Genomic DNA, 21679 nt, shown 5'->3' with positions numbered 1-21679 from the left:
CCCAACCCCACAATGGGCGCCGGTCCCCCAGCGGCGCCTGCGGCGGCCAGCGGTATGGGCGGCATGATGGGAGATATGATGGCGCCCTCTGGCATGGGCGGGGGCGCAGGCGAAGGCGCAGCGGGTTGCTGCGGCCCCATGGGGCCCAAGCCGTTCTACGCGTCTATGATGGACTTTCCGAAGCTCACCGACGAAGCCCGCGCGCGGATCCGGCCTGAGGCGCTGACGCGACTGGGATCAGGTTCGCAGGCGGTCACGGATGGGCAGGCGGCCCTGCATCGCGCCCAGGCCGCCAATGACGCCGCTGCCGCGCTCACCGCGCTGCGCGACGTCAGAGACGGTCTTTCGTTGGCGCAAAGCGGGGCCGGCGCGCTTCGGGCGCTCGAGGCGGGCCAGTCGCCTGAACAGACCGCTCTGGCCTGGTTCCGACACGAGATGACGCTGCCCCCGGCGGACCGCTCAGAGATGGCTGGCGGCTTTCGCGGTCTCTCCTGGCTGCACGTTCTGCTCATGATCCTTCTGGGCGCCGCTCTTACGGGGGCGCTCTGGCTGCAATGGATCCGCGCGCGCCGTGTGGGGGCGCTGGCCGAGCGGCTGACACCCGGCGCTCCAGCTGAGCCATCGACCGCTGAACCCGCAGCTTCGCCGGGTTCAGCCCCTGCTGTCATGTCGAAGGCGGCAGAAGCCGGAGCGCCCGCGCGGCGTCCCTGGATCGGCGTCCTGCGGATCAAGGCGATTTTCGACGAAACGCCCGGCGTGAAGACGTTCCGGCTGATGGAGCCAAACCTCGGCCCGTTCCCGTTCACTTTCCTTCCGGGACAGTACGCGACGGTCACCTCCGAGATCGATGGCAAGAAGGTCCGCCGATCCTACACCATCTCCTCTTCGCCCACGCAACGGGACTACATCGAGCTGACCGTGAAACGTGAGCAATACGGCTTGGAGTCTCGCCACCTCCACGACCGCGTCGACGCCGGCGATCTCATCGAGGTGGCCGCCCCCGCCGGGAGCTTCTTCTTCACCGGTCAGGAGGCGGAAGGCATCGTTCTGATCGCGGGCGGGGTTGGCATTACGCCTATGATGAGCGTGCTGCGCTATCTCACGGACCGCGCCTATCCCCACGACATCTACCTTCTCTACGGGGTGCGCACGCCCGCCGACATCATCTTCCGCGAGGAACTGGCGCATCTCGCGCGCCGGCACCCGAACGTCCACGTCACGACTGTCGTCTCTCAGCCCGAAGGGACCGAATGGGCTGGTTCCGTGGGGTTTATGACGCCCGAGTTTATCACCGCGGCCGTTCCGGAGATCGTCCGCCGCCGGGTCCATCTCTGTGGCCCGCCCGCGATGATGGAAGCGGTGAAGGGCGTCCTTCGCGGAATGGGCGTGCCGGACGATCAGGTGAAGACGGAGAACTTCGCGCCCCCGAAGGGTGGTCCAGTCCTGGAAACCCAGCCCCCCGCAGCCGCGGTCACGGCCGTCGTCGATGTCGCAGTCGCCTCTCCCTCGGCCCCGCCGTCGGCGCAGGCGACGGTGACCTTTGCCAAGTCCAACAAGTCCGGGCGCTTAGCGCCGGACCAATCGGTGCTGGAGGCCGCCGAGGCCATCGGCGTCGCCATCGACTACGAGTGCCGGGTCGGGATCTGCGGCCGCTGCAAGGTGCCACTGCGGCAGGGATCTGTGAGCATGGAGGTCCAGGATTCTCTGACGGAGGGGGAAAAGCGCGACGGGGTCATTCTCGCCTGCCAGGCGAAGTCCGTCGGCGACCTCGTCGTGGACGCGTGACATGACGCGAAGTGAGAAGGTCATTGTGGAAGGCCTGCTGAGCGCACTTGCGCTCACCGCGCCCGCCTTCCTGTTGCATTCAGCGCCCCGGTTTCCCGGGAGCTTGGCCGGCGGGGCCCTGGGCATAGCCGCAGCTGTGCTCTTTGTCGCCCTACTGGCGTACGCCCTCGTGAAGCGGCAGGGGCGGGTGAAGGCGCTGCTCAGCGCGCGGCAGGTCTCCCTTGGCGCGATTCTGACTTTCCACGTCTATGCCGGGGCGATCGGCGCGGTGCTGGGCGTCCTGCACTCAGGCCATAAGCTAGAGAGTCCCCTGGGGGTGGGGCTCATGGTCTCAATGCTTCTGGTCGTCGCCACCGGCTTTGTCGGACGCTACTTCCTCGTCGAGCTTGGCCAGGATTTGCGGGATCAACAACGCCAGCTCTCCGTGCTGAGGGATCGCTATGACAGCCTCGCGCTGTCCGCCGTCGGCCTGAAGGATGAGGTTGTGGTCGATCCCTCCGGCCTCAAGGTCAATCACCTGCTAGGCGCCATTTCCGACCTGGAGTTCGCCATCGGCGCCCGCGAGACTTTGAAGCGCGCGCTGAACCGGTGGGTGGTCACCCACATCCTCGCCGCCATCGTCATGTACACGCTGCTCGCGCTGCACATCTGGTCCGGCGTCTACTATGGACTGAGGTGGCTCCCATGAAGCTGCCGGGCCAGATCTACGCGGCGCTGAGCGTATTCGGCGTGGTCTTCGTCGTTGGGGTCGTGTGGACGCTTTGGCAAGGTGGCAGCCACGCCTTGCCTGGATGGACGGGCGCGGTGCGGCCGGGGGCCCTTTCCGAGGCCCACGCCTTTCTGGGTGACAAGTGTGAAAGCTGCCATGCGCCGGTCGCGGGTGTGACGGCGGAGAAGTGCGTCACCTGCCATGCGCCGGCGCAGGAGTTGCTGATGAAACCCGCGACCGCGTTTCACCAGAACATCGGGGACTGCAAAGGCTGTCACGTCGAGCACCAGGGTCGCGCCGTCCGGCCCACCAAAATGGATCACGCTGTGCTCGAGGCGGTCGCACAGCGGCGCGATGGCGGCTCGGGGAGCCTGCAGTGCGCCACCTGCCATGCGGTTCAAGATCCTCACGGCGGATTCTTCGGCAAGCAGTGCGCCAGCTGTCACCAGACCGAGAGCTGGGAGATCAAGACCTTCCTCCATCCGAGTCCCAAGTCCACTGACTGCGCGCAGTGCCACAAGGCGCCGCCCAGCCACTACATGATGCACTTCGAAATGATGGACCGTCCCATCTCAGGCCAGAAGGGGGCTCGGGTCGAACAGTGTTACCTCTGTCACCAGACCGACTCGTTCAACAACATCAAGGGCGTTGGCATGGTAAAGGTACATTGACCCGGACGTATCACGACGTTGCGACCGCCCTAGATTCCCGGCGCTGCTCATGAACCGCAGCCATCTCTGCGCCTCCGCCCGAGGGACTTGTCGAGCCCGCCTGGGTCGCCGGCCATTCCATCGCCGCAATCAAGATCGCGATCAATGCGGGCCACGCGCCCGCCGAGCGGGTAGCGAAGATGCCGGTTCTCGTCAGGCTGATGTCGACTGGCTTAGAGGAGAAGGGCATGACCCACGACGCTCGAGGTGTTGAAAACCGTGACGCCGTGCTCAACCGTGAGTGCTTCTGCATCACGCTGGATCGTGCCAGCCTCGTTGCGGCGATCCAGGCCGAAGCGCTGGACGCCGACCTCGCAGCGGCTCTGCTGGACGGCCGGCCGCACCTTTTCGCCGAAATGCCGGTGTTCCTCGCGCGCGCGGATCTGGACGCCATGCTTGCGGTCGTCGATGCGATCGAGGCGGCGGCCAGCGACCCCACTTATCAGGCGGCGGTGATGGCCTGGGCGCCCGAAATCGCGCGGCATGACTTCGGGCCCCGCGGCGTCTTCACGGGGTACGACTTCCATCTCGGCGCGAGCGGGCCGAAGCTGATCGAAGTCAACACCAACGCCGGCGGCGCCTTTCTGAACGCCTTCCTCGCCCGCGCCCAGGGTGCGTGCTGCCGCGAGGCGCGAGACGCGATCGAAGCGACGCCGGCCGCGAATTTCGAAGCGGCCGTGTGGCGGATGTTCGAGCAAGAGTGGCGGTCTCAGGGTCGCGCCAGTCAGCCGCGCACCCTCGCCATCATCGACGATCGCCCGACCGAGCAGTACCTCTTCCCTGAGTTCCTGCTCGCCCAGCGCGCGTTCAAGCGGCGCGGCCTGAAGGTCAGGATCGTCGATCCTGCAGAGTTGTCTTTCGCCCAGGGCCAGCTTCGGCACGGCGAGGAAGTGATCGATCTGGTTTACAACCGGCTGGTCGACTTCGCGCTGGATGGCGAGAGCCACGGGGCGCTGCGTGACGCCTATCTGGCGGGCGCTGTCGTTCTCACGCCTAATCCGCGCAACCACGCCCTCCTCGCGGACAAGCGGAACCTGACGGTGCTGTCCGACCCCGCCGCGCCGGCCGGTTGGGGACTGTCGCCCGCCCAGCGGCGCAGTCTCTCGGCGGTGCCTCGAACGATCCTGGTGAGCGCAGAGACCGCGGAGGCCCTGTGGTCGGCGCGCAAACGGTACTTCTTCAAGCCGGCGGGCGGCCACGGCGGCAAGGCGGTCTATCGCGGCGATAAGATGACCCGCGGGGTCTGGGAGGAGGTGCAGCGCGGGGGCTATATCGCCCAGGAACTGGCCGCACCGACCGAGCGGCGCATTAGAATCGACGGCGAGGTCCTGGCGCTCAAGCTTGACGTACGTCTCTACACCTACGTCGGCTTGCCGCTCCTCGCGGCGGCGCGAGTCTATCGGGGTCAGACAACGAACTTCCGCACGCCGGGCGGCGGCTTTGCGCCCGTCTTCGTGACGTGACGGGCGGAAGCGGCGCAGCTTTGATCTGCGGCAAGGGCGCGGCCGGCCGCGCGCGTAGTATTTGGCAGGGATCGGAGGGCGCATGGCCAAATTGACGCTGACGTCGCTAGGCGGCGCAGGAACGGTGACGGGCTCGAAGCACCTGCTTGAGCTTGGGGGGCGAAGCCTGCTCGTGGACTGCGGGCTGTTCCAGGGTCTGAAGGCCCTGCGCCTCAAGAACTGGGAGCCGCTGTCCCGCGAGGCGGCCTCCATCGACGCCGTGGTGTTGACCCATGCGCACCTCGATCACTCCGGCTACCTGCCACGGCTGGTGCGAGAAGGCTTCCGAGGCCCAATCTACTGCTCGGCGGCAACGGCCGATCTGGCGGAACTCCTGCTGCTGGACAGCGCCAAGATCCAGGAAAGCGACGCCGAGTTCGCGAATCGGCACGGCTTTTCCAAGCACAAGCCCGCGCTCCCGCTGTACGGCAAGCATGACGCCGAACGCGCCATTGGCCAGCTCCGGCCCGTCGCCTTCGGCAAACCGGTGGACCTTGGACATGGCGCCACGGCCACGTTCCGCTACGCGGGCCACATCCTGGGCGCCGCAACCGTCGAGATTCGGTGGGGCGGGAAGACTGTCGTCTTCTCGGGGGACCTCGGCCGCTACGACGATCCGATCACGCCCGATCCCGAGCCCGTGCCGCACGCCGACTACCTGATCGTGGAGTCCACCTATGGAGACCGTCGCCACGATCCGGTGGCGCCAGCGCAAGCGCTGCTGCAGGTGATCGAGCGCACGACCGCGCGGGGCGGCACTGTCGTGATTCCGGCGTTCGCCGTCGGGCGCGCCCAGGAGCTGCTCTACCTGCTGTCGAAACTCAAGCAGGATGGGGCGCTGCCTTTGACGCCCATCTATCTCGACAGTCCCATGGCGACTGATGCGACCGACCTTCTGTGTCGCCATGGGGCCGATCACAAGCTGGCCGAGGATGTCTGCCGGGCATCTTGCGAGGTCGCGACCTATACGCGCGACGTCGACGAGTCGAAGGCTCTAAGCCACAACAGCATGCCCAAGGTGATCATATCGGCCAGCGGCATGGCGACCGGCGGGCGCGTGCTGCACCATCTGAAGGCGTACGGCCCGGACGCCCGCAACACCGTGCTCTTCTCAGGCTATCAAGCGGCCGGAACCCGCGGGCAGGCGCTGCTCGGGGGCGCCCGCGAAGTGAAGATCCACGGGCAGTGGATCCCCATTCGAGCCGAGGTGGCGAACCTCCCGATGCTCTCGGCCCACGCGGACGTGGACGAGATCATGCGCTGGCTGGCCGGCTTCAAGCGCCCGCCGGCCCGGACGTTCATCGTCCACGGGGAGGATGACGGCCCAGTCGGACTGAAGGCGCGCATCGAGGCGGACCTGGGGTGGGATTGCACGATCTCCGCTCAGGACGAAGCCTACGGCCTGTCGTGACCGTGGAGGCGCAACCCCGTTCTCCCACACCGACCCTGAAGGCTCGGCGGCTGGGACTGTTCAGCCAGGACGACGCCGTCGTTCTCATGCGTTCGGACTGCCACGTCTGCCGCTCCGAGGGTCTCGGCCCGCGCTCGCAGGTGTTGCTAGTGGCGAATGGGCGCGAGGTGCTCGCGCTTCTGTACCAGGTGTCCGACGGCCTTCTTGGCCATGGGGAAGCGGGCCTGTCGGAAGCCGCCTGGGCGCGGCTGGGCATTGCCGAGGGGGCGGAGCTCACCGTCCGCCATCCGCCGCCTCTTGGCTCCCTCTCGGCGGTCCGGCGTCGGATCTACGGGCAGCGGCTCGATCTGGCGGCGCTCCAGTCGATCGTCAGGGATGTCGCCGCCGCACGCTACACGGACGTTCACCTTTCCGCTTTCCTCACCGCCTGCTCGGCGCTCCCTCTGGACCTCGAGGAGACGGTCGGCCTCACGCGCGCGATGATCGAGGTCGGCGAGCGGCTGACCTGGCCATCGCCGATTGTCATCGACAAGCACTCGGTCGGCGGGCTTCCCGGCAATCGCACCACCCCGATCGTCGTGGCAATCGTCGCGTCGCACGGTCTGCTGATGCCGAAGACATCGTCGCGCGCGATCACCAGTCCCGCCGGAACGGCTGACACCATGGAGACGCTCGCCCCCGTCGACCTGGACGTCGCCGCCATGCGGCGCGTGGTGGAGCGGGAGGGCGCCTGCCTGGTATGGGGCGGCTCGGTCCGCCTCAGTCCCGCCGACGACATCCTGATCCGGGTGGAGCGGGTGCTGGACATCGACACGCGAGGCCAACTGATCGCCTCAGTGCTGTCGAAGAAGATCGCCGCCGGATCGACCCACATCGTGATCGATATACCGGTTGGGGCGACGGCCAAGGTCAGGACCGACGAGGCGGCCGCTGAGCTTGCCGCGGAGCTGAGCGAGGTCGGGCGCGTCTTCGGCGTGGAACTGCGGTGTGTCATGACCGACGGCGTGCAGCCGGTCGGGCGCGGGATCGGTCCCGCGCTGGAAGCGCACGACGTTCTGGCCGTGCTGAAGAACGAAGCCCACGCTCCGCAGGACCTGCGGCGGCGCGCCTGCATGCTGGCCGGCGCCGCGCTCGAACTGGCCGGCCGAACCGCCGCCGGGACAGGCTTTGCGCTTGCCGAGACCACGCTCGCGGACGGACGGGCGTGGGCGAAGTTTGAGGCCATTTGCGAGGCTCAAGGCGGGCTGCGGCAGCCGCCGAAGGCCGCCCTGACGCACCCGGTTTTGGCATCCCGCGCAGGGCGGCTGACAAGCATCAACAACCGGACCCTAGCCAGGCTGGCCAAGCTCGCGGGCGCCCCGGACGCCAAGTCGGCAGGGGTCATGCTGCACGCGCGACTGGGCGACGACGTCGCCCAGGGACAACCGCTCATGACCGTGCACGCCGAAGCGGAAGGCGAATTGGCCTACGCGCTCGAATTCGCCGCCGCGAACCCCGACATCGTGCAACTGGAGGCCTGACATGCGTCTCATGCTGGCTCTGCCGGGCCATGAAGCCTTCGCCGCCAAGCTCGCTGAGGCCGCCGGCGCCGAGCTCGGGCGGCTCGAGACGCGCCAGTTCCCCGATGGCGAGCACTACGTTCGCATCTTGGACGACCCGGCCGGCCGCCAGGTCGACATCGTCTGCAGCCTGGTGCGCATCGACAGCGTCATCCTGACGCTCCTGTTCGTCGCTGCGGCCGCGCGTGAGCAGGGCGCCAAACGGGTGACGCTGGTCGCGCCGTACCTCGGCTATATGCGCCAGGACAAGGCGTTCAAGGCGGGGGAGGCGGTGACGTCACGCGCGTTCGCGCGCCTGCTCTCGGGCGCGTTCGACCGGCTGATCACCGTCGATCCTCATCTACATCGCTTCAAGACCCTCAGCGACCTCTACACCATCCCCTGTGTGACCCTCCATGCCGCGGATCTGCTCGGCGCCTGGATCCGTTCCGAAGTCCCAAATGCGCTGGTGATCGGACCGGACAGCGAGAGTGAGCAATGGGCTTCGGACGTGGCCGCGGCCGCTGACGCCCCGGTGGTCGTGTTGCGCAAAGAGCGGTTCGGCGATCGCGACGTCAGGATCACCTTTCCCGACCTGACCGCATTCGCCGGCCGTCAGCCGGTGCTGATCGACGACATTGCGTCTTCCGGCCGCACCTTGACGGCGGCGGCCCGCGAGCTCGGCTTGCGGGGGTTCCCGCCCCCGATCTGCGCCATCGTGCACGCGATCTTCGGGGGCGACGCCCTGACCGAGGTCGCCGGCGCTTCGGCGCGCGTCGTCTCCACCGACGCAGTGCCGCACGCCACGAACGCCATCTCCGTGGCCCCGCTCATCGCGACCGTCCTGCGCGAGGAAGTCGCTGGTGTCTGATCTCGACGTGGTCCTTCGGGTCGTCGCCGCCGCGGCCGTGGGCTTTCTGATCGGGCTCGAGCGGTCCCGACGGATCCGCTTCGTCGGCGCGCGCACGTTCGCGCTGATCGCCACAGCCGGCGCCATGGCCGGCGTCATCGCCATGCGACTCCACAGCGACGACGCGCGGGTCATCAGCACCGTGCTCCAAGGGGTGCTGATGGGGGTCGGGTTCGTCGGCGCCGGCGTGATCATGCACCCCGCCTGCGGTCGCTCGATCCACGGCGTGACGACCGCCGCAGCGGTCTGGGTATCCGCGCTCGCGGGCTTCGCCGCCGGCCTCGGGGAGTGGCTGCTCATGGCGCTGGGCGCTGGACTGACCTTCATCCTCTTGATGGCGCCGGAGCCGTTCGCCGCCAAGACGGCGGCGGCGGAGGAAACGAAGGACAAAGCCCCGCGCCGCTAGCGCCCTGGCGCGGTCACGCCTGCGCCTCTCCGGGCGGCGTCACGCTACGATCGATTGGAGGTCGCCATGCCGAGAGCCAAGTCCGTCGGACCATCGCCGACCGGCGCCGGTGGCGGCGCACGGCCCCAGGTCGGTGCGTTCCGCCATCGCCGCGAGGCGACCGCTCGGACGCCCGCGCGGCCGCGGGCCGTGTTCGACCGCCTGGACGACCAGACCCGGTTGGCCGAGCACATGGGCCGACCGTCCGTGATGATGGGCGGCGGTCGTATGACCTACGAGTTCGACGCGGGGCGTGGCCAGGCGGTGGGCTCGCACATCCGCATGGGCGGCGCGGCGTTTGGCTTGTCGCTCTTTGTCGACGAGGTGGTCACGGTCCGCGACCCGCCGCACCGTAAGGTCTGGCGCACAACGGGGGAGCCGAGGCTCCTGGTCATCGGCGGATACGAGATGGGCTTCGCCATCACCGAAGAGGGGGCCGGTTCGCGCCTGTCCGTCTGGATCGACTACGCCCTGCCGAGCCGGGGGTGGGCGAGGTGGCTTCCAGCCCTTGCGGGGCTTTACGCGCGCTGGTGCGTGCGTCGGATGGTGATCGACGCCGTCCAGCATTTCGCGTCGACCGAACGACAGTCGGCGTAGCGAGGGCTCACGTATGCGATGGCTGGCCAGCGCGCAGGCTCATCTCACATCGACGAAAGGGCTCGCCGCCGCCGTGCTCCTCATCCTGACGAGCTGCTCCGCAGAGCCCGGCGGCCCGCAGTCTGGCGAGGTCGCGCCTGCCGCCGCGGCGGACGAAATGGGGGAACCCCACGACCAGTCCGCCTTCGGGAAGGACCCGTCGCAAACCGACATCATGTCGCCGGACGAACCCGATTTGCACCCGGCGCCGCCGGCGGACGGGACCCGTCCGCGCTAGAGCTTTACGCTTCGTAGCCGCAAGGCGTTGGTCACCACGCTGACGCTGGACAGCGCCATGGCCGCCGCCGCGATCGCCGGCGAGAGCAGCCAGCCAAACACCGGGTAGAGGACGCCGGCCGCTACCGGCACGCCGGCCGCATTATAGACGAAGGCGAAGAAGAGGTTCTGGCGGATATTCCGCATCACGGCGCGGGACAGCCGCCGCGCCTTGACGATCCCCTGCAGATCGCCCTTCAGGAGGGTCACGCCCGCGCTCTCGATGGCCACGTCGGACCCCGCGCCCATGGCGATCCCAACTTCGGCCGCCGCCAGCGCCGGCGCATCGTTCACGCCATCTCCCGCCATCGCCACCTTGCGGCCCTCGGCGCGGAACTTCTCGACCACGGCCGCCTTGTCCTGCGGTAGAACCTCGGCCTCGACTTCGTCGATGCCGAGCTTGCGGGCCACGGCGAGCGCCGTGGTGCGGTTGTCGCCGGTCATCATGACGAGCCGCACGCCTTCGGCCTTCAGGAGGCGAACGGCTTCGGGCGTGGTGGCCTTGATGGGGTCGGCGATGGCGAACACCGCTGCGGCCTGTCCGTCCACCGCCATGAAGATTGCCGTAGCGCCGTCAGTGCGGAGCGACTCTGCCTGACTATCGAGTTCCCCGGTGTCGACCCCCTGTTCCTTCAGAAACTTGCCGGATCCGAGCACCAGACGCCGCCCGTCGATCGAGCCCAGAACGCCCTTGCCGACGGGCGAGTCAAAGTCGGACGGCTCTGAAAGGCTTAGCTTGCGATCGCTTGCGGCGCGGAGGATGGCGTCCGCGAGGGGATGCTCACTGCCACGCTCGAGGCTGGCGGCCAGGCGAAGCACTTCGGCTTCGTCCCAACCCGCGGCGGGCACGATGGCGGTGACCGCTGGCCGCCCCTCGGTGAGAGTTCCGGTCTTATCGATCACCAACGTGTCTATCTTTTCGAACCGCTCCAGGGCTTCGGCGTTTTTGATGAGCACGCCGGCCCCGGCGCCGCGACCGACCCCCACCATGATCGAGATCGGCGTCGCCAGTCCAAGTGCGCACGGGCAGGCGATGATCAGCACCGAGACCGCCGCGATGAGGCCGAAGGCAAACCTCGGCTCGGGACCAAAGACCCCCCAGCCGGCGAATGCCAGGACAGCGATCACGATCACCACTGGGACGAACCAGCCCGAGACTTGGTCGGCCATGCGCTGGATCGGCGCCCGAGAGCGCTGGGCCTGGGCGACCATGTGGACGATCTGCGACAGCAGGGTGTCGGCCCCGACCTTCTCGGCCCGCATCACGAAGGAGCCGGTCTTGTTGATCGAGCCGCCGACGACCTTGTCGCCTGCTTCCTTGGTCACGGGCATCGATTCCCCGGTGACCATCGACTCGTCGATCGAGACGCGGCCGTCCACGACCTCGCCGTCGACGGGGACTTTCTCGCCCGGCCGCACCCGCAGCTGGTCGCTCACCAGGATCTGGTCGAGCGTGACCTCTTCGTCAGTCCCATCCGTCCGGACCCGTCGCGCGGTCTTGGGCGCGAGGTCCAGCAGCGCCTTGATCGCACCCGAGGTCTGCTCGCGGGCCCGCAGTTCCAGCACCTGACCCAGCAGCACGAGGACCGTGATCACGGCCGCGGCTTCGAAGTAGATTGCAACGCTGCCATCGGTGCGCCGGAACGCCGAAGGGAAGATGTGCGGCGCCAGCGTGGCCACGACGCTGTAGGCCCAGGCCACCCCGATCCCCATGGCGATGAGGGTGAACATGTTGAGGTTGCGCGTCCGCAGGGACGCCCAGCCCCGTTCAAAGAAGGGCCAGCCGGCCCACAGCACGACGGGGGTCGCCAGGGCGAGCTGCACCCAGTTCGACGTCGTGGGCGAAATCCAGCGGTGCAGATCGAGGACATGCGCGCCCATCTCGAGCGCGAGAACGGGCAGGGTGAGGACGAGACCCACCCAGAACCGGCGGGTCATGTCGATCAGCTCGGGGTTCGGACCGCCTTCGGCGGTCGCGGTCTCCGGCTCGAGCGCCATGCCGCAGATGGGGCAGTTGCCCGGTCCCTCCTTCCGGATCTGGGGGTGCATCGGACAGGTGTAGATCGTCCCTGCCGGCGCCGCAGCGGACGGGGCCTCATCCTTGGTCAGGTATTTCGCCGGATCGGCGACGAACTTGGTGCGGCACCCGGCCGAGCAGAAGTGGAAGGTCTGCCCCGCATGCTCCGCGTGGTGCGGGGTGGTCGCCGGATCAACCGTCATGCCGCAGACCGGGTCGGTGACCGCCACGACAGCCGCCTGGCGGTCACTGGGGTCAGCATGATGATGGTGGGTATGGCCTTGACCGCTCATGGGGCCTCCTGTTCGGCGTATATATACCCCAGTGGGGCATGGATCAAATCGCGGCTTTCTGTATGTTGCCGCACCGAGCGGCGGAGGCTTTGATGGAACGCACGAACAAGCCACGTCTGATCAATCGGCTGAACCGGGTTGAAGGGCAGGTGCGAGGCATCTCCCGCATGGTGGAGCAGGATCGCTACTGCCTCGACATCCTGACGCAACTGCACGCCGCGAGGGCGGCGCTGCGTCGGGTTGAGGGCGAACTCGTGAAAGACCACCTCGAACACTGCGTCGCTGGTGCGATGGCGGCCAGCGGCGACGTGGCGGAGCGCGAACAGAAGACAGCCGAGCTGGTCGAGCTGATCGGCAAGCTCCGGAACTGATGGCGCTGGCGTCCCGCCGCAGCGGCGCTTGATCGATATCAAGGTTGGGTTTGGAGGGAACGCTAGGGTTTGGCATATTTCAATCGAGGGCACGGCGAGCCGCTGTCCGCCGACCAGCAAAGGACACACCCATGCGTACCCTATTCGTCGCCATCGCGGCCCTCGGCCTCGCCACCGCCAGCCAGAGCTACGCGCAGCCGGAACACGGGGATCACAAGGCCGCGGCCGACGCCACCGTTTCGGTCAAGGATCCCGCCAACCCAACCCACGAAGAGTGCAAGAGCGTCATGGGCCGGAAGATGGACGGCCGCGTCATGCATGACCACGCCTCCATGAAAGGCACTCCCGGGGTCATGAAGATGAAGCCGCTCAGCAAGGCCGAGATGGATAAGATGCACGGAAAGTGCGCCGCAAAGATGGCTGAAGCCAAGAAGTAGGAAAGCGGCCGACCGGCTGCGCCCTTCATGCTGCAGCCGGTCGGCCTCACTTTATCTGCCGCTTCGTTGACCCACCGACAGGACGCGACCCATGACCCATCTCTTGCCGCCCCGTCTGCTAAAGGCCTTGGCTGGCTCCGTCGCCTTGGCGGCGATCGGCCTGGCCGGGTGCGAGCAGAAGACGGAGGCTCCGGCGCCCGGCGCCCCGTCGCCCGTCGCCACGGCTCCGGCGACGACGCCCGACGCCCCGGGCGAAGCCGGCGAGCATCATTCCAGTTCGTCTGAAACCCTAGAAGAGGCTCGCGCCGAGGGGCACCGTGAAGGGATGGAGATGGAACGCGATGCGCATGAGCGCGGAATGGAGATGGGCGCCAAGGCGCATGCCGACGGCATGGGCGCCAAGAACGACGGCTCCATCCCGATGAAGAAAGCGGATCCGCCGATGAAGATGGACGGACACATGTAGGTGGCGCCGTCGGGTCCGGCCCTGTGCATTTCTGCCGTAGCGCACGAGCACGGGATGTTAATGACGCTTAGCCCGGAGCCGCCCACTGACGAACTCCCGTGCGTTTCCCATCTCCGGCAAGCTAGCTGTGAGGCTTCGCGTGAGCGTCACTGCGCTCCCATGATGAGTTCACCCCCACCCGCTTGAGCCCGGAAAAGACGAGCGGCAATACGCACGCGGAAGGCTGCTCCCTCGGTTTTTCAGTTCTACGGACAAAAGATTTCGCTCCTCGGCCCGTGCGGCGGAACGGAACTCCAGAATGAGGGTTCAGCGGCCATCCACCTGCATAGGATGACGGCCATGCACGCCCATGAAATAATAAGTACGCACCCCCAGGTGCGCGGAAACACAAACGACAGCCTGATCCGCTGCATCGAGGAATGCTTCGACTGCGCTCAGAGCTGCACGTCGTGCGCCGATGCCTGCCTGGGCGAGCAGATGGTCGCGCAGCTGACCCAATGCATTCGCCTGAACCTCGACTGCGCCGACATTTGCACGGCCGCTGGCCACATCGCATCACGCCGCACCGGCTCAAACGAACCGATCATCCAGAGTGTGCTGAGGGCATGCGAGGAGGCCTGCCGGCTCTGCGCGGAGGAATGCGACCGTCACGCCAGCATGCATGAGCACTGCCGCATCTGCGCCGAATCGTGCCGGCGCTGCGAACAGGCCTGTCAGGCCGCCCTCCAGACGTTTCACTGATCGCAAAAGGCTCCCAGATGAAAATGATCGCCATCGTTGCGGCTGCGGCCGCGCTGCTCGCCGCACCGGCCCTTGCTCAGCAGGGCCCCACCAGCATGCAACACGGCCAAATGGCCAAGCAGGACTACATGAAGGGCATGCAGGACATGCATCAGAAGATGATGTCCGCCAACGACGCCGATCCCGATCGAGCCTGGGCGCTCAAGATGATCGAGCACCATAGGGGCGGGGTCTCCATGTCGGAGGCGGTGCTGAAGCATGGTGACGACGCAGAGATCAAGAGGATGGCGCAGAAGACGGCGGACGAGCAGCGCAAGGAGATCGCTGAGCTACAGGCCTGGCTCGACAAGCATGGCGGACGCACGCCGAAGCCCTAAGCAGATCAGCCGCGGGCTCCTTGCGCCCGCCCAGGCCGATCAGATCGCTCGCCCTTGGACCCTGACCTAGATGTCAGGCGGCTGGGAGCCTGGTCGCATCTGGGCCCGAGTCTCAGGGGCGGGCCAAAGGCGATCCGCCCGGCGACGAATCCAAGCACGGGCCGGCCCCTCGAACAGTAGGTGAAGGGCGATGGCCGCCAGAAGCGACAGCGCCAAGAGCGCGGCTACCTCCCACCAGCCGAGTACATAGCCGCTGTCGCGCCCCTGGGCGGCCGACCAGACGCCCTTCCAGGCGATCAGGATGGGCATGTGGACGAGATAGAGCGCGTAGGAGGCTTCGCCCCCGAGGCGGGGCCAGCGCGCCTTGAGGACACCCTCGGCCTGTACCTTCGAGAGCATAGCCAGAGCCAGTACGAGCGGGCCCGCTGCAGCGACGATCCATCGGTCGTCGGCCTTCAGGTGCATCAGCGCGACGAGAAGAATCGCCGCCGCCCCGGCGAACAGGACGGCGGCCCGGCGACCAAGCAGCAGGCGTTCTCCTAAGCGGTAGAGGGCCACGCCGTAGAGGAATTCGGGGATGATGCGCAGTATGCCCATGCTCGCTTCAGCGTGCACTACAATGTCGTCGAACAGGGCTTGGTAGACTTGGTCCAGCGCCAGGAAGAGCAGGGCGGTCAGCGCTAAGAGCAGCATCGGCCGGCGCCGAAGCTTCAGACCGATCCACGCAAATACCGGGAAGGCGAGATAGGCGAACCACTCGGCGGACAGCGACCAGGAGGGACCGTTCCATTCGGCTTTCACCACCTCCGGGAGCCAGGCGTGAACGAGGAGCAGTGTCGTGACGAGGCCGGCGGGATTGTAGAGATTGCGGTCGAACTCAGCGCCCACCAGGCTCGCCGTGGTGACCATGACCAGCACGAAGGCGAGCACAGCCAGGTGCGCCGGGTAGATTCGGGCGAAGCGGGCGATCAGGAACCTGCCATAATTCATCCGGTTTCCGGCGATCGCATCGCGATAGGCGTGGGTCAGGACAAAGCCGGAGAGGATGAAGAAGGCGTCGACCCCGAGCCGCGCCCGGTCGAAGAACCCGGTCGACGACATGGCGTCCCAAGGCCACTGCAGCTGATAGTGGAAGAGCACCACCCCCAAGGCCAACAAGAAGCGTACGCTGGTAAGAGCCGGGAGATCGGCTGGAAACACGCCTCCAGCCTCGCGCGCTTCGCTTTCGCGACGAACCATTGCAGCCCCCCAGCTCCCGACCTCTATAGGACATACGCGGGACGGCGCCGCCGGCCCTCAGTTGAGGGGAGCCCACCAGATCCTGCGTATAGAGTCATGACGAATGATCGGGGTGTTGCGATGAACGACGGACTTGATGACGAACTGAGAGCGCTTCGATCGGAGCCGCTACCCGCCAGCTACCAGAGGCTGGAGGCGAGGGTCTGGAAGGGCATCGAGCGCGTCCGCCAAGCGCGGGCGGCGGCGCCGACGCTTTATGTGGCTCGAGCCGCGGCCGTGATTGGCGCGCTGGGGTTGGGCGTGGCGAGCGGTGGGGTGACTGCAGCAGCGGTGGCGGCGCAGTCGCAAGAGGTGTCCGCCTTCTCTGTCAAGGCAGAGCTCGCGCCCTCGACCCTTCTGGATCACCACGGATGAGTTTCTTCAGCCGTGGGCTGATCCTCACGCTGCTCCTGACGGTCATCGCGGCCGTTGGGGGAACCTGGATTGGCGCGCGCTACATCTATGACCAGCGTCACCAGCCTTCGTTGCATGAGTTCGTCCACGAAGAGCTGAAGCTCGCCCCCGAGCAGCGGAAGCGGCTGGACGTGCTCGAGCAAGACTTCGCGGTCCGGCGTCGGGCGCGGGAGGCCGAGTTGCGCGCCGCCAACGCCGAGCTCGCCCGGGCCATTCAGGTGCGTCACGAGTACTCGCCGGAGGTGAAGGCCGCGGTCGAACGGTTCCACGACGCCATGGGGGCCCTTCAGAACGAAACCATCCTGCACGTCCTGGCGATGCGCACCGTGTTGACGCCGGACCAGGCCGCGCAGTTCGACAAGCGTGTCGCTGAGGCCCTCACTGAACAGGCGCCGTGACGCTTGAGGAAGAGACGGACGCCGATCTCGTCCTGCGCGCGCTGGACGGGGAGGATCGGGCGTTCACGACGCTCATGCGGCGGCACAACCCGCCGCTCTACGGCTTTGTGCGTCGCTACGTCGCCGATGCCGACGCCGCCGTCGACGTCGTGCAGGAGACCTTCGTGGCGGCGTGGAAGGCGCTCGCGCGCTTTGACGGCCAACGCGCCTTTCCCGTATGGCTCCGCGCCATCGCGCTGAACAAATGCCGTGATCGCGCCCGCCGTCTGGCGGTGCGCCGGCTCATCCTGGGCGAGAAGGACGAGCAATCCCCCGAGGCTCAGGCGCAGCCTGACCCGGCACCCGATGGCGAGGAGGCGACCGTCTCGGCGCAGCGTCGGGCCGTCATCCAGAAGGCCATCGACCGCCTGCCGATCAAGCTGAAGGAGCCGTTGCTCCTGACGTATTTCGACGAGCTCACGCAGCAGGAAGCCGCCTTGCTCCTGGGTGTGACCGTCAAGACCGTCGAGACGCGCGTCTACCGGGCCCGCCAGCAGCTTGCGGAGCTTATCGACCGCTCGGCGATTTAATCCTCGGAAGTTCAGGGGCGATGGCCCCGAGCTGCGTAGAGCTTGTGTGGTCGGGGCGCTTGACCTTCCCACAGTGGGAAGCCCCATCACCTCGTGTGTTGTTTCGATCGTAGGATTTCGAATGTCCCGGCCACGACCTGACCTTGACCGCCGCACCTTGATCAAAGGGGCGGCCATACTCGGGGGCGGAGCGGCGATCAGTTCGCTGCTGCCCGCCTGGGCGCAGAGCGCGACGCCGGGCCTACTCTCGACCCTCCCGACCCTTTCGGGCGAGGACATCAAGCTGACGATCGGCCACACACCGATCACGATCGACGGCGAGCGCCGACACGCGGTGACGATCAATGGGACCGTGCCCGGTCCGCTCATTCGTCTGAAAGAAGGTCAGCGGGTCCGGATCGCGGTGACGAACACCCTCGATGAGGACACCTCGATCCACTGGCATGGGCTGCTGGTGCCTTTCGAGATGGACGGCGTTCCGGGGGTCAGCTTTCCCGGCATCCGCCCCGGCGAGACCTTCGTCTACGAGTTCCCGATCATTCAGTCAGGCACCTACTGGTACCATAGCCACTCGGGTCTGCAGGAGGCGGAGGGCCACTACGCCCCCATCGTCATCGAGCCGGCGAAGCCCGATCCCGTCGCTTACGACCGCGAGCACGTCTTGGTGCTAGCTGACCATAGCGAGATGCACCCGCACCTGATTTTCAAGCGGCTGAAGCAGCAGGGCGGGGTCTTCAATTATCAGCGCCAGACGATCGCCGGCCTGCTTGCCGGTAAGGACCAAACCCTCGCCGAACGGATCGAATGGGCCAAGATGCTCATGGATCCGACCGACATCTCGGACGTCACCGGCGCGGTGATGACCTTCCTCGTCAACGGCCACGGCCCCAAGGACAACTGGACCGGGCTCTTCAAGCCCGGCGAGCGGGTGCGCCTGCGCTTTATCAACAGTGCGGCGCAGATGGTCTTCAACGTCCGCATTCCGGGCCTGAAGCTCACGGTCGTCGCAGCCGACGGCCAGAATGTCCGGCCCGTCGAGGTGGACGAGTTCCAGATCGGCAACGCCGAGACCTACGACGTGATCGTCCACCCGACCGAGGATCGCGCCTACACGATCGTTTCGGAGGCGATCGACCGCTCTGGCATGGGACGGGCGACCCTGGCGCCCCGCGCTGGGATGAGCGCGGCCGTGCCGCCGCTACGTGAGCGGCCCATTTTGACCATGAAGGACATGGGCATGGACATGTCGGCGCACGCCGGCATGGGCGCTACGGGCATGGCTGGAATGGACCACTCCAGCATGCCGGGGATGGATCATAGCGCCATGCCGGGCATGGCCGCCGGGCCGCCGCCCGGCATGGCGCCGCCGCGCCAGCGTGGCTCGGATGTGATGGGCGACATGGGCGGCATGGACATGAACATGCTGGACTGGTCGAAGGCCCCTCAAATCAAGAAGGGGCCGGGCGTGCAGATGATCGCGCCCATGCCGATGGATCGCACCGGCGATCCCGGCCTTGGGCTGGAAAGCGTCGGTCATCGGGTGCTGGTCTACAAGGACCTCATCGCGCTGGATCCCAACCCCGACCCCAGGCCGCCGGATCGCGCGATGGACATCCATCTCACCGGCAACATGGAGCGGTTCATCTGGGGCTTCGACGGCTGGAAGTTCAGCGAGAACCCGCCGGCCTATTCCTTCCGAGCCGGCGAACGCGTGCGCATTACCCTGATCAACGACTCGATGATGACGCACCCGATTCACCTGCACGGGCACTTCTTCGAGCTGGTGCACGGACCGGTCGGCCATCTGCCGCGAAAGCACACGGTGAACGTGCTGCCCGGCGGCAAGGTGTCATTCGACGTTACCGCGGAAGGTGGCGACTGGGCCTTCCACTGCCACATGCTCTACCACATGCACGCGGGCATGTTCCAAGTCTTCAAGGTGCGCCCGGTCGAAGGAGCGGCGGCATGATCCGGACGTCCCTCCTGGCCCTGGCGCTGGCCGGTTCCGCAACGGCAGCGGCCGCCCAGGCCGCCGATCCGCATGCCGGTCACGTGATGCCGGCGCAGCCTGCTGCTGCCGCTGATCCGCACGCGGGGCATGTGATGCCGGCCAAGCCGCCCGCCTCAAGCCCCGCCCGGCCCGCCGAAACGCCCGCAGCCCCCGCGGATCCCCATGCAGGGCATGTGATGCCCGCGCAGCCCGCCGCCACGCCTACCGATCCGCACGCCGGACACGTGATGCCGGCCCCCGCCGACCCGCACGCGGGCCACGCCATGGCGCCGATGGATGGCGGGCAGATGGGGTCGGCCCTGCCGGTCGGCAATGCGCCGGCGCCGGCCGTAATCACCGACAACGTGGCCGATCGGGTCTTCGGGACGGGGCAGATGCAGCTCGCTCGCGGTATCCTCGCGAGCGAGCACGGGGGCTCGCGGGTCTCCAAGCTCCAGGCGGACCTGCTCGAGTGGACCCCGAACGGCGACCGCTACAGCTGGGAGGTCGAGGGCTGGTACGGCGGCGACATCAATAGGTTCGTCTTCAAGACCGAGGGGGAAGGCCAGTCACGCGAAGGCGTGGAAGCCGCGGAGGTTCAGCTCCTCTATTCCCGCGCCGTCGCCCGCTACACCGACGTACAGGCTGGCATCCGCTACGACCTGGAACCACGCTCGCGCGCCTACGCCACGCTCGCCGTGGACGCGATGTTCCCCTACTGGTTTGAGGCCGAGGGCTCGCTCTTTCTGTCCGAGAAGGGCGATTTGCTGGCCCGTGTCGAGGGCAGCTACGATTTCCGACTAACGCAGCGGCTCATCTTGCAGCCGCGGGCGGAACTTGAGTTCGCGGCCCAGGACATTCCTGAAAGCGAGATCGGCTCGGGCCTGTCGAAGGGCGAGCTTGGCCTGCGGCTTCGCTACGAAATCCGCCGGGAGTTCGCCCCCTACATCGGCGTCTCTTACGAGCGCGCGTTCGGCGACACCGCCGAATTCGTGCGCGCCCACGGGGAAGACGTGGAGAGCACGCGTTTCATCGTGGGCCTGAGAGCTTGGTTTTGAGTTGCTATGAAGCAACACCGCTCAGGAGGTTGACGTGAAAGACGCACACCACGGCGAGGCCAGCATGAGCACAAAGGGGCGGCGGCATCACTATGTGATGCTTGCCGTCAATCTGTCTCTGAGTCTGGCGGTTATGTATTTCGCCATGTTCACGATGATATTCAGCTGGGGCGAATTCATCCAGAACATCAATTTCTTCTACATGGCGCTCGTGATGTGGGCCCCGATGGCCGTCGTCATGTTGCTGACGATGAAGTCCATGTACATGAACTCGAAGCTGAACGTGCTTTTGCACGTCGCCTTCGTCGCCATCTTCCTGCTCTCGCTAATCGGCATCCGGGCGCAGGGCCTCGTCGGTGATCGCCAGTTCGTGCAGTCGATGATTCCGCACCATTCGGGCGCGCTGTTGATGTGCAAGGAGGCTTCGCTCAAGGATCCGGAACTGCGCGACCTCTGCTACGGGCCAGACGGCATCATCGCGTCGCAGACTCGGGAGATAAAGCAGATGAAGACGATCCTCGAACGTCTTTAGAGATCGCGGGCTCTTGACCTTCCTATCGTGGGAAACCCTATCTGTTCGGGCGAGGCTTTGACTGAGGAGATTCCCATGCTTCGCTACCAAATCGACGACATGAGCTGCGGCCATTGCGTGCAGGCCATCACCGCGGCTGTAAAGAGTGTCGATCCGGCGGCCCAAGTCGCCATCGACCTCTCCCGCAAGTCGGTCGAGGTTACTACGACCGCCGCCGGCCCGGACGTAAGCGACGCCATCCGCGAGGCGGGCTACGCGCCTGCGGAAGCTACGGAAGCCGCGCCGGTCGCCAAGGCGTCCTGCTGCGGCGGGAAGCGCTCACCCTTGGGGGCTGATCCTCGATGATTCCTCGCCGTCATCTGCTCGTCGCCGGTGCCGCCGCTCTGGCGGCGCCGAGCGCCTGGGCGGCCGCGCCACCGCCCTTGACCGTCTACAAGACCGCGTCGTGCGGCTGCTGCGGCGGCTGGATCACCTCCATGGCGCGCGCCGGATACCGGCCGAAGGTGGTGGTGGTCGATGACGTCACGCCGCTGAACAAGCGCTACGGCGTACCCTTCGAACTCTCGTCGTGCCACGTGGCGACGATTGGGGGCTACGTCACGGTTGGCCACGTGCCGCCCGTCGACGTCGGCCGGCTCCTCAAGGAGAGGCCGAAAGCCTTGGGCGTCACCGTGCCTGGCATGCCGCTCGGCTCGCCCGGCATGGAGACGCCGGACGGCCGCAAAGAGCCCTACCAGACGCTCCTGCTGCTGCCCGGCGGCAAGACGCGGGTGTTCGCGCGCCACGGCTGAGGCGGCACGCCGTCGCGAGCGCCCC

General features: G+C 66.9%; 25 protein-coding genes. 23 read left to right on the top strand and 2 right to left on the bottom strand.

What is annotated here, in order from left to right; genetic code table 11:
• The first annotated feature begins 168 nt into the window (after positions 1-168).
• The 10 genes from Q7S93_RS12730 (at position 169) to Q7S93_RS12685 (ending at position 9884) form a co-directional block, all read left to right on the top strand.
• Positions 169-1785 carry an FAD-binding oxidoreductase gene (locus tag Q7S93_RS12730; RefSeq protein ID WP_304714268.1) on the top strand — a complete coding sequence of 539 codons (1617 nt, stop codon included), beginning with the start codon at positions 169-171 and terminating at the stop codon, positions 1783-1785.
• A 1-nt stretch (position 1786) separates the two neighbouring features.
• On the top strand, positions 1787-2473 hold the full coding sequence (locus tag Q7S93_RS12725; RefSeq protein ID WP_304714267.1) for a hypothetical protein: 687 nt from the start codon (positions 1787-1789) through the stop codon (positions 2471-2473).
• Entirely contained in the window at positions 2470-3165 is a 696-nt protein-coding gene (locus Q7S93_RS12720; protein ID WP_293396226.1) for a cytochrome C, read from the top strand. Before Q7S93_RS12725 ends, Q7S93_RS12720 begins: the two co-directional genes overlap by 4 nt.
• Positions 3166-3392: 227 nt before the next feature.
• On the top strand, positions 3393-4667 hold the full coding sequence (locus tag Q7S93_RS12715; protein WP_304714266.1) for a hypothetical protein: 1275 nt from the start codon (positions 3393-3395) through the stop codon (positions 4665-4667).
• An 82-nt stretch (positions 4668-4749) separates the two neighbouring features.
• Complete coding sequence (locus Q7S93_RS12710; protein ID WP_304714265.1) at positions 4750-6117, top strand: MBL fold metallo-hydrolase RNA specificity domain-containing protein; 1368 nt, start codon at positions 4750-4752, stop codon at positions 6115-6117.
• Positions 6114-7637, top strand: a complete 1524-nt coding sequence (locus Q7S93_RS12705; RefSeq protein WP_304714264.1) for a thymidine phosphorylase family protein — start codon at positions 6114-6116, stop codon at positions 7635-7637. The genes Q7S93_RS12710 and Q7S93_RS12705 overlap by 4 nt, the downstream gene beginning before the upstream one ends.
• Before the next feature lies 1 nt (position 7638).
• Positions 7639-8526 (top strand): ribose-phosphate diphosphokinase, encoded by an 888-nt coding sequence (locus Q7S93_RS12700; protein ID WP_066680668.1) that lies wholly within the window; start codon positions 7639-7641, stop codon positions 8524-8526.
• Positions 8519-8971, top strand: a complete 453-nt coding sequence (locus Q7S93_RS12695; RefSeq protein ID WP_066680670.1) for an MgtC/SapB family protein — start codon at positions 8519-8521, stop codon at positions 8969-8971. The genes Q7S93_RS12700 and Q7S93_RS12695 overlap by 8 nt, the downstream gene beginning before the upstream one ends.
• A gap of 66 nt (positions 8972-9037) precedes the next feature.
• Positions 9038-9607: an SRPBCC family protein gene (locus Q7S93_RS12690; protein ID WP_231732256.1), complete on the top strand. Its 570-nt coding sequence runs from the start codon at positions 9038-9040 to the stop codon at positions 9605-9607.
• Between the two features lie 13 nt (positions 9608-9620).
• Entirely contained in the window at positions 9621-9884 is a 264-nt protein-coding gene (locus Q7S93_RS12685) for a hypothetical protein (RefSeq protein ID WP_293395153.1), read from the top strand.
• Here Q7S93_RS12685 and Q7S93_RS12680 read toward each other — a convergent pair.
• A complete protein-coding gene (locus Q7S93_RS12680) occupies positions 9881-12232 on the bottom strand; it encodes a heavy metal translocating P-type ATPase (RefSeq protein WP_066680673.1) in 2352 nt (783 codons plus the stop codon). The two genes, Q7S93_RS12685 and Q7S93_RS12680, sit on opposite strands and share 4 nt — an antisense overlap.
• A 92-nt stretch (positions 12233-12324) precedes the next feature.
• Between Q7S93_RS12680 and Q7S93_RS12675 the strand changes: the two genes are divergently transcribed.
• From Q7S93_RS12675 to Q7S93_RS12655, 5 genes are all read left to right on the top strand, one after another.
• Complete coding sequence (locus Q7S93_RS12675) at positions 12325-12603, top strand: metal-sensitive transcriptional regulator (RefSeq protein ID WP_066680674.1); 279 nt, start codon at positions 12325-12327, stop codon at positions 12601-12603.
• A 131-nt stretch (positions 12604-12734) separates the two neighbouring features.
• Complete coding sequence (locus Q7S93_RS12670) at positions 12735-13040, top strand: hypothetical protein (protein ID WP_066680675.1); 306 nt, start codon at positions 12735-12737, stop codon at positions 13038-13040.
• Positions 13041-13131: 91 nt separating this feature from the next.
• Complete coding sequence (locus tag Q7S93_RS12665; protein ID WP_257835849.1) at positions 13132-13506, top strand: hypothetical protein; 375 nt, start codon at positions 13132-13134, stop codon at positions 13504-13506.
• Between the two features lie 339 nt (positions 13507-13845).
• Complete coding sequence (locus Q7S93_RS12660; protein WP_293395145.1) at positions 13846-14247, top strand: four-helix bundle copper-binding protein; 402 nt, start codon at positions 13846-13848, stop codon at positions 14245-14247.
• Between the two features lie 17 nt (positions 14248-14264).
• Positions 14265-14624, top strand: a complete 360-nt coding sequence (locus Q7S93_RS12655) for a DUF305 domain-containing protein (RefSeq protein WP_304714263.1) — start codon at positions 14265-14267, stop codon at positions 14622-14624.
• Between the two features lie 66 nt (positions 14625-14690).
• Here the strand turns inward: Q7S93_RS12655 and Q7S93_RS12650 are convergent, their stop codons facing one another.
• Positions 14691-15824 carry an acyltransferase family protein gene (locus Q7S93_RS12650; RefSeq protein WP_304714262.1) on the bottom strand — a complete coding sequence of 378 codons (1134 nt, stop codon included), beginning with the start codon at positions 15822-15824 and terminating at the stop codon, positions 14691-14693.
• Positions 15825-15959: 135 nt separating this feature from the next.
• On the opposite strand from Q7S93_RS12650, the gene Q7S93_RS12645 reads away from it, so the two are divergent.
• The 8 genes from Q7S93_RS12645 to Q7S93_RS12610 all read left to right on the top strand — a co-directional run bounded on the left by Q7S93_RS12645 (position 15960) and on the right by Q7S93_RS12610 (position 21654).
• Positions 15960-16277, top strand: coding sequence for a hypothetical protein (locus tag Q7S93_RS12645; RefSeq protein ID WP_304714261.1), 318 nt, complete (start codon positions 15960-15962; stop codon positions 16275-16277).
• Positions 16274-16714 (top strand): periplasmic heavy metal sensor, encoded by a 441-nt coding sequence (locus tag Q7S93_RS12640; RefSeq protein ID WP_257817718.1) that lies wholly within the window; start codon positions 16274-16276, stop codon positions 16712-16714. Before Q7S93_RS12645 ends, Q7S93_RS12640 begins: the two co-directional genes overlap by 4 nt.
• Positions 16711-17283 carry an RNA polymerase sigma factor gene (locus Q7S93_RS12635; protein WP_304714260.1) on the top strand — a complete coding sequence of 191 codons (573 nt, stop codon included), beginning with the start codon at positions 16711-16713 and terminating at the stop codon, positions 17281-17283. Before Q7S93_RS12640 ends, Q7S93_RS12635 begins: the two co-directional genes overlap by 4 nt.
• Before the next feature lie 121 nt (positions 17284-17404).
• A complete protein-coding gene (locus Q7S93_RS12630) occupies positions 17405-19252 on the top strand; it encodes a copper resistance system multicopper oxidase (protein WP_304714259.1) in 1848 nt (615 codons plus the stop codon).
• On the top strand, positions 19249-20331 hold the full coding sequence (locus Q7S93_RS12625) for a copper resistance protein B (RefSeq protein WP_304714258.1): 1083 nt from the start codon (positions 19249-19251) through the stop codon (positions 20329-20331). The genes Q7S93_RS12630 and Q7S93_RS12625 overlap by 4 nt, the downstream gene beginning before the upstream one ends.
• A gap of 34 nt (positions 20332-20365) precedes the next feature.
• Positions 20366-20863, top strand: coding sequence for a DUF305 domain-containing protein (locus Q7S93_RS12620; RefSeq protein WP_304714257.1), 498 nt, complete (start codon positions 20366-20368; stop codon positions 20861-20863).
• 75 nt (positions 20864-20938) lie between these two features.
• The gene (locus Q7S93_RS12615) at positions 20939-21208 is read left to right on the top strand and encodes a heavy-metal-associated domain-containing protein (protein ID WP_304714256.1); all 270 of its coding nucleotides are present in this window, start codon (positions 20939-20941) and stop codon (positions 21206-21208) included.
• Positions 21205-21654 carry a DUF411 domain-containing protein gene (locus Q7S93_RS12610; protein ID WP_304714255.1) on the top strand — a complete coding sequence of 150 codons (450 nt, stop codon included), beginning with the start codon at positions 21205-21207 and terminating at the stop codon, positions 21652-21654. The genes Q7S93_RS12615 and Q7S93_RS12610 overlap by 4 nt, the downstream gene beginning before the upstream one ends.
• Positions 21655-21679 lie beyond the last annotated feature (25 nt).

The sequence above is a fragment of the Phenylobacterium sp. genome (assembly GCF_030646615.1).
Taxonomy (GTDB): Bacteria; Pseudomonadota; Alphaproteobacteria; order Caulobacterales; family Caulobacteraceae; genus Phenylobacterium.
The sequence above is the reverse complement of the archived record's forward strand: the minus strand, read 5'-3'. Positions and strand labels throughout refer to the sequence as shown.

Bases quoted from the DNA above. Each gene is read 5' to 3' on its own strand.
- Q7S93_RS12725 (WP_304714267.1), top strand. From the start codon at position 1,787: ATGACGCGAAGTGAGAAGGTCATTGTGGAAGGCCTGCTGAGCGCACTT.
- Q7S93_RS12680 (WP_066680673.1), bottom strand. From the start codon at position 12,232: ATGAGCGGTCAAGGCCATACCCACCATCATCATGCTGACCCCAGTGAC.
- Q7S93_RS12645 (WP_304714261.1), top strand. From the start codon at position 15,960: ATGACGAATGATCGGGGTGTTGCGATGAACGACGGACTTGATGACGAA.
- Q7S93_RS12675 (WP_066680674.1), top strand. From the start codon at position 12,325: ATGGAACGCACGAACAAGCCACGTCTGATCAATCGGCTGAACCGGGTT.
- Q7S93_RS12640 (WP_257817718.1), top strand. From the start codon at position 16,274: ATGAGTTTCTTCAGCCGTGGGCTGATCCTCACGCTGCTCCTGACGGTC.
- Q7S93_RS12730 (WP_304714268.1), top strand. From the start codon at position 169: ATGGACTTTCCGAAGCTCACCGACGAAGCCCGCGCGCGGATCCGGCCT.
- Q7S93_RS12700 (WP_066680668.1), top strand. From the start codon at position 7,639: ATGCGTCTCATGCTGGCTCTGCCGGGCCATGAAGCCTTCGCCGCCAAG.
- Q7S93_RS12690 (WP_231732256.1), top strand. From the start codon at position 9,038: ATGCCGAGAGCCAAGTCCGTCGGACCATCGCCGACCGGCGCCGGTGGC.
- Q7S93_RS12630 (WP_304714259.1), top strand. From the start codon at position 17,405: ATGTCCCGGCCACGACCTGACCTTGACCGCCGCACCTTGATCAAAGGG.
- Q7S93_RS12625 (WP_304714258.1), top strand. From the start codon at position 19,249: ATGATCCGGACGTCCCTCCTGGCCCTGGCGCTGGCCGGTTCCGCAACG.
- Q7S93_RS12610 (WP_304714255.1), top strand. From the start codon at position 21,205: ATGATTCCTCGCCGTCATCTGCTCGTCGCCGGTGCCGCCGCTCTGGCG.
- Q7S93_RS12655 (WP_304714263.1), top strand. From the start codon at position 14,265: ATGAAAATGATCGCCATCGTTGCGGCTGCGGCCGCGCTGCTCGCCGCA.
- Q7S93_RS12685 (WP_293395153.1), top strand. From the start codon at position 9,621: ATGCGATGGCTGGCCAGCGCGCAGGCTCATCTCACATCGACGAAAGGG.
- Q7S93_RS12660 (WP_293395145.1), top strand. From the start codon at position 13,846: ATGCACGCCCATGAAATAATAAGTACGCACCCCCAGGTGCGCGGAAAC.
- Q7S93_RS12720 (WP_293396226.1), top strand. From the start codon at position 2,470: ATGAAGCTGCCGGGCCAGATCTACGCGGCGCTGAGCGTATTCGGCGTG.
- Q7S93_RS12615 (WP_304714256.1), top strand. From the start codon at position 20,939: ATGCTTCGCTACCAAATCGACGACATGAGCTGCGGCCATTGCGTGCAG.
- Q7S93_RS12665 (WP_257835849.1), top strand. From the start codon at position 13,132: ATGACCCATCTCTTGCCGCCCCGTCTGCTAAAGGCCTTGGCTGGCTCC.
- Q7S93_RS12670 (WP_066680675.1), top strand. From the start codon at position 12,735: ATGCGTACCCTATTCGTCGCCATCGCGGCCCTCGGCCTCGCCACCGCC.
- Q7S93_RS12710 (WP_304714265.1), top strand. From the start codon at position 4,750: ATGGCCAAATTGACGCTGACGTCGCTAGGCGGCGCAGGAACGGTGACG.
- Q7S93_RS12715 (WP_304714266.1), top strand. From the start codon at position 3,393: ATGACCCACGACGCTCGAGGTGTTGAAAACCGTGACGCCGTGCTCAAC.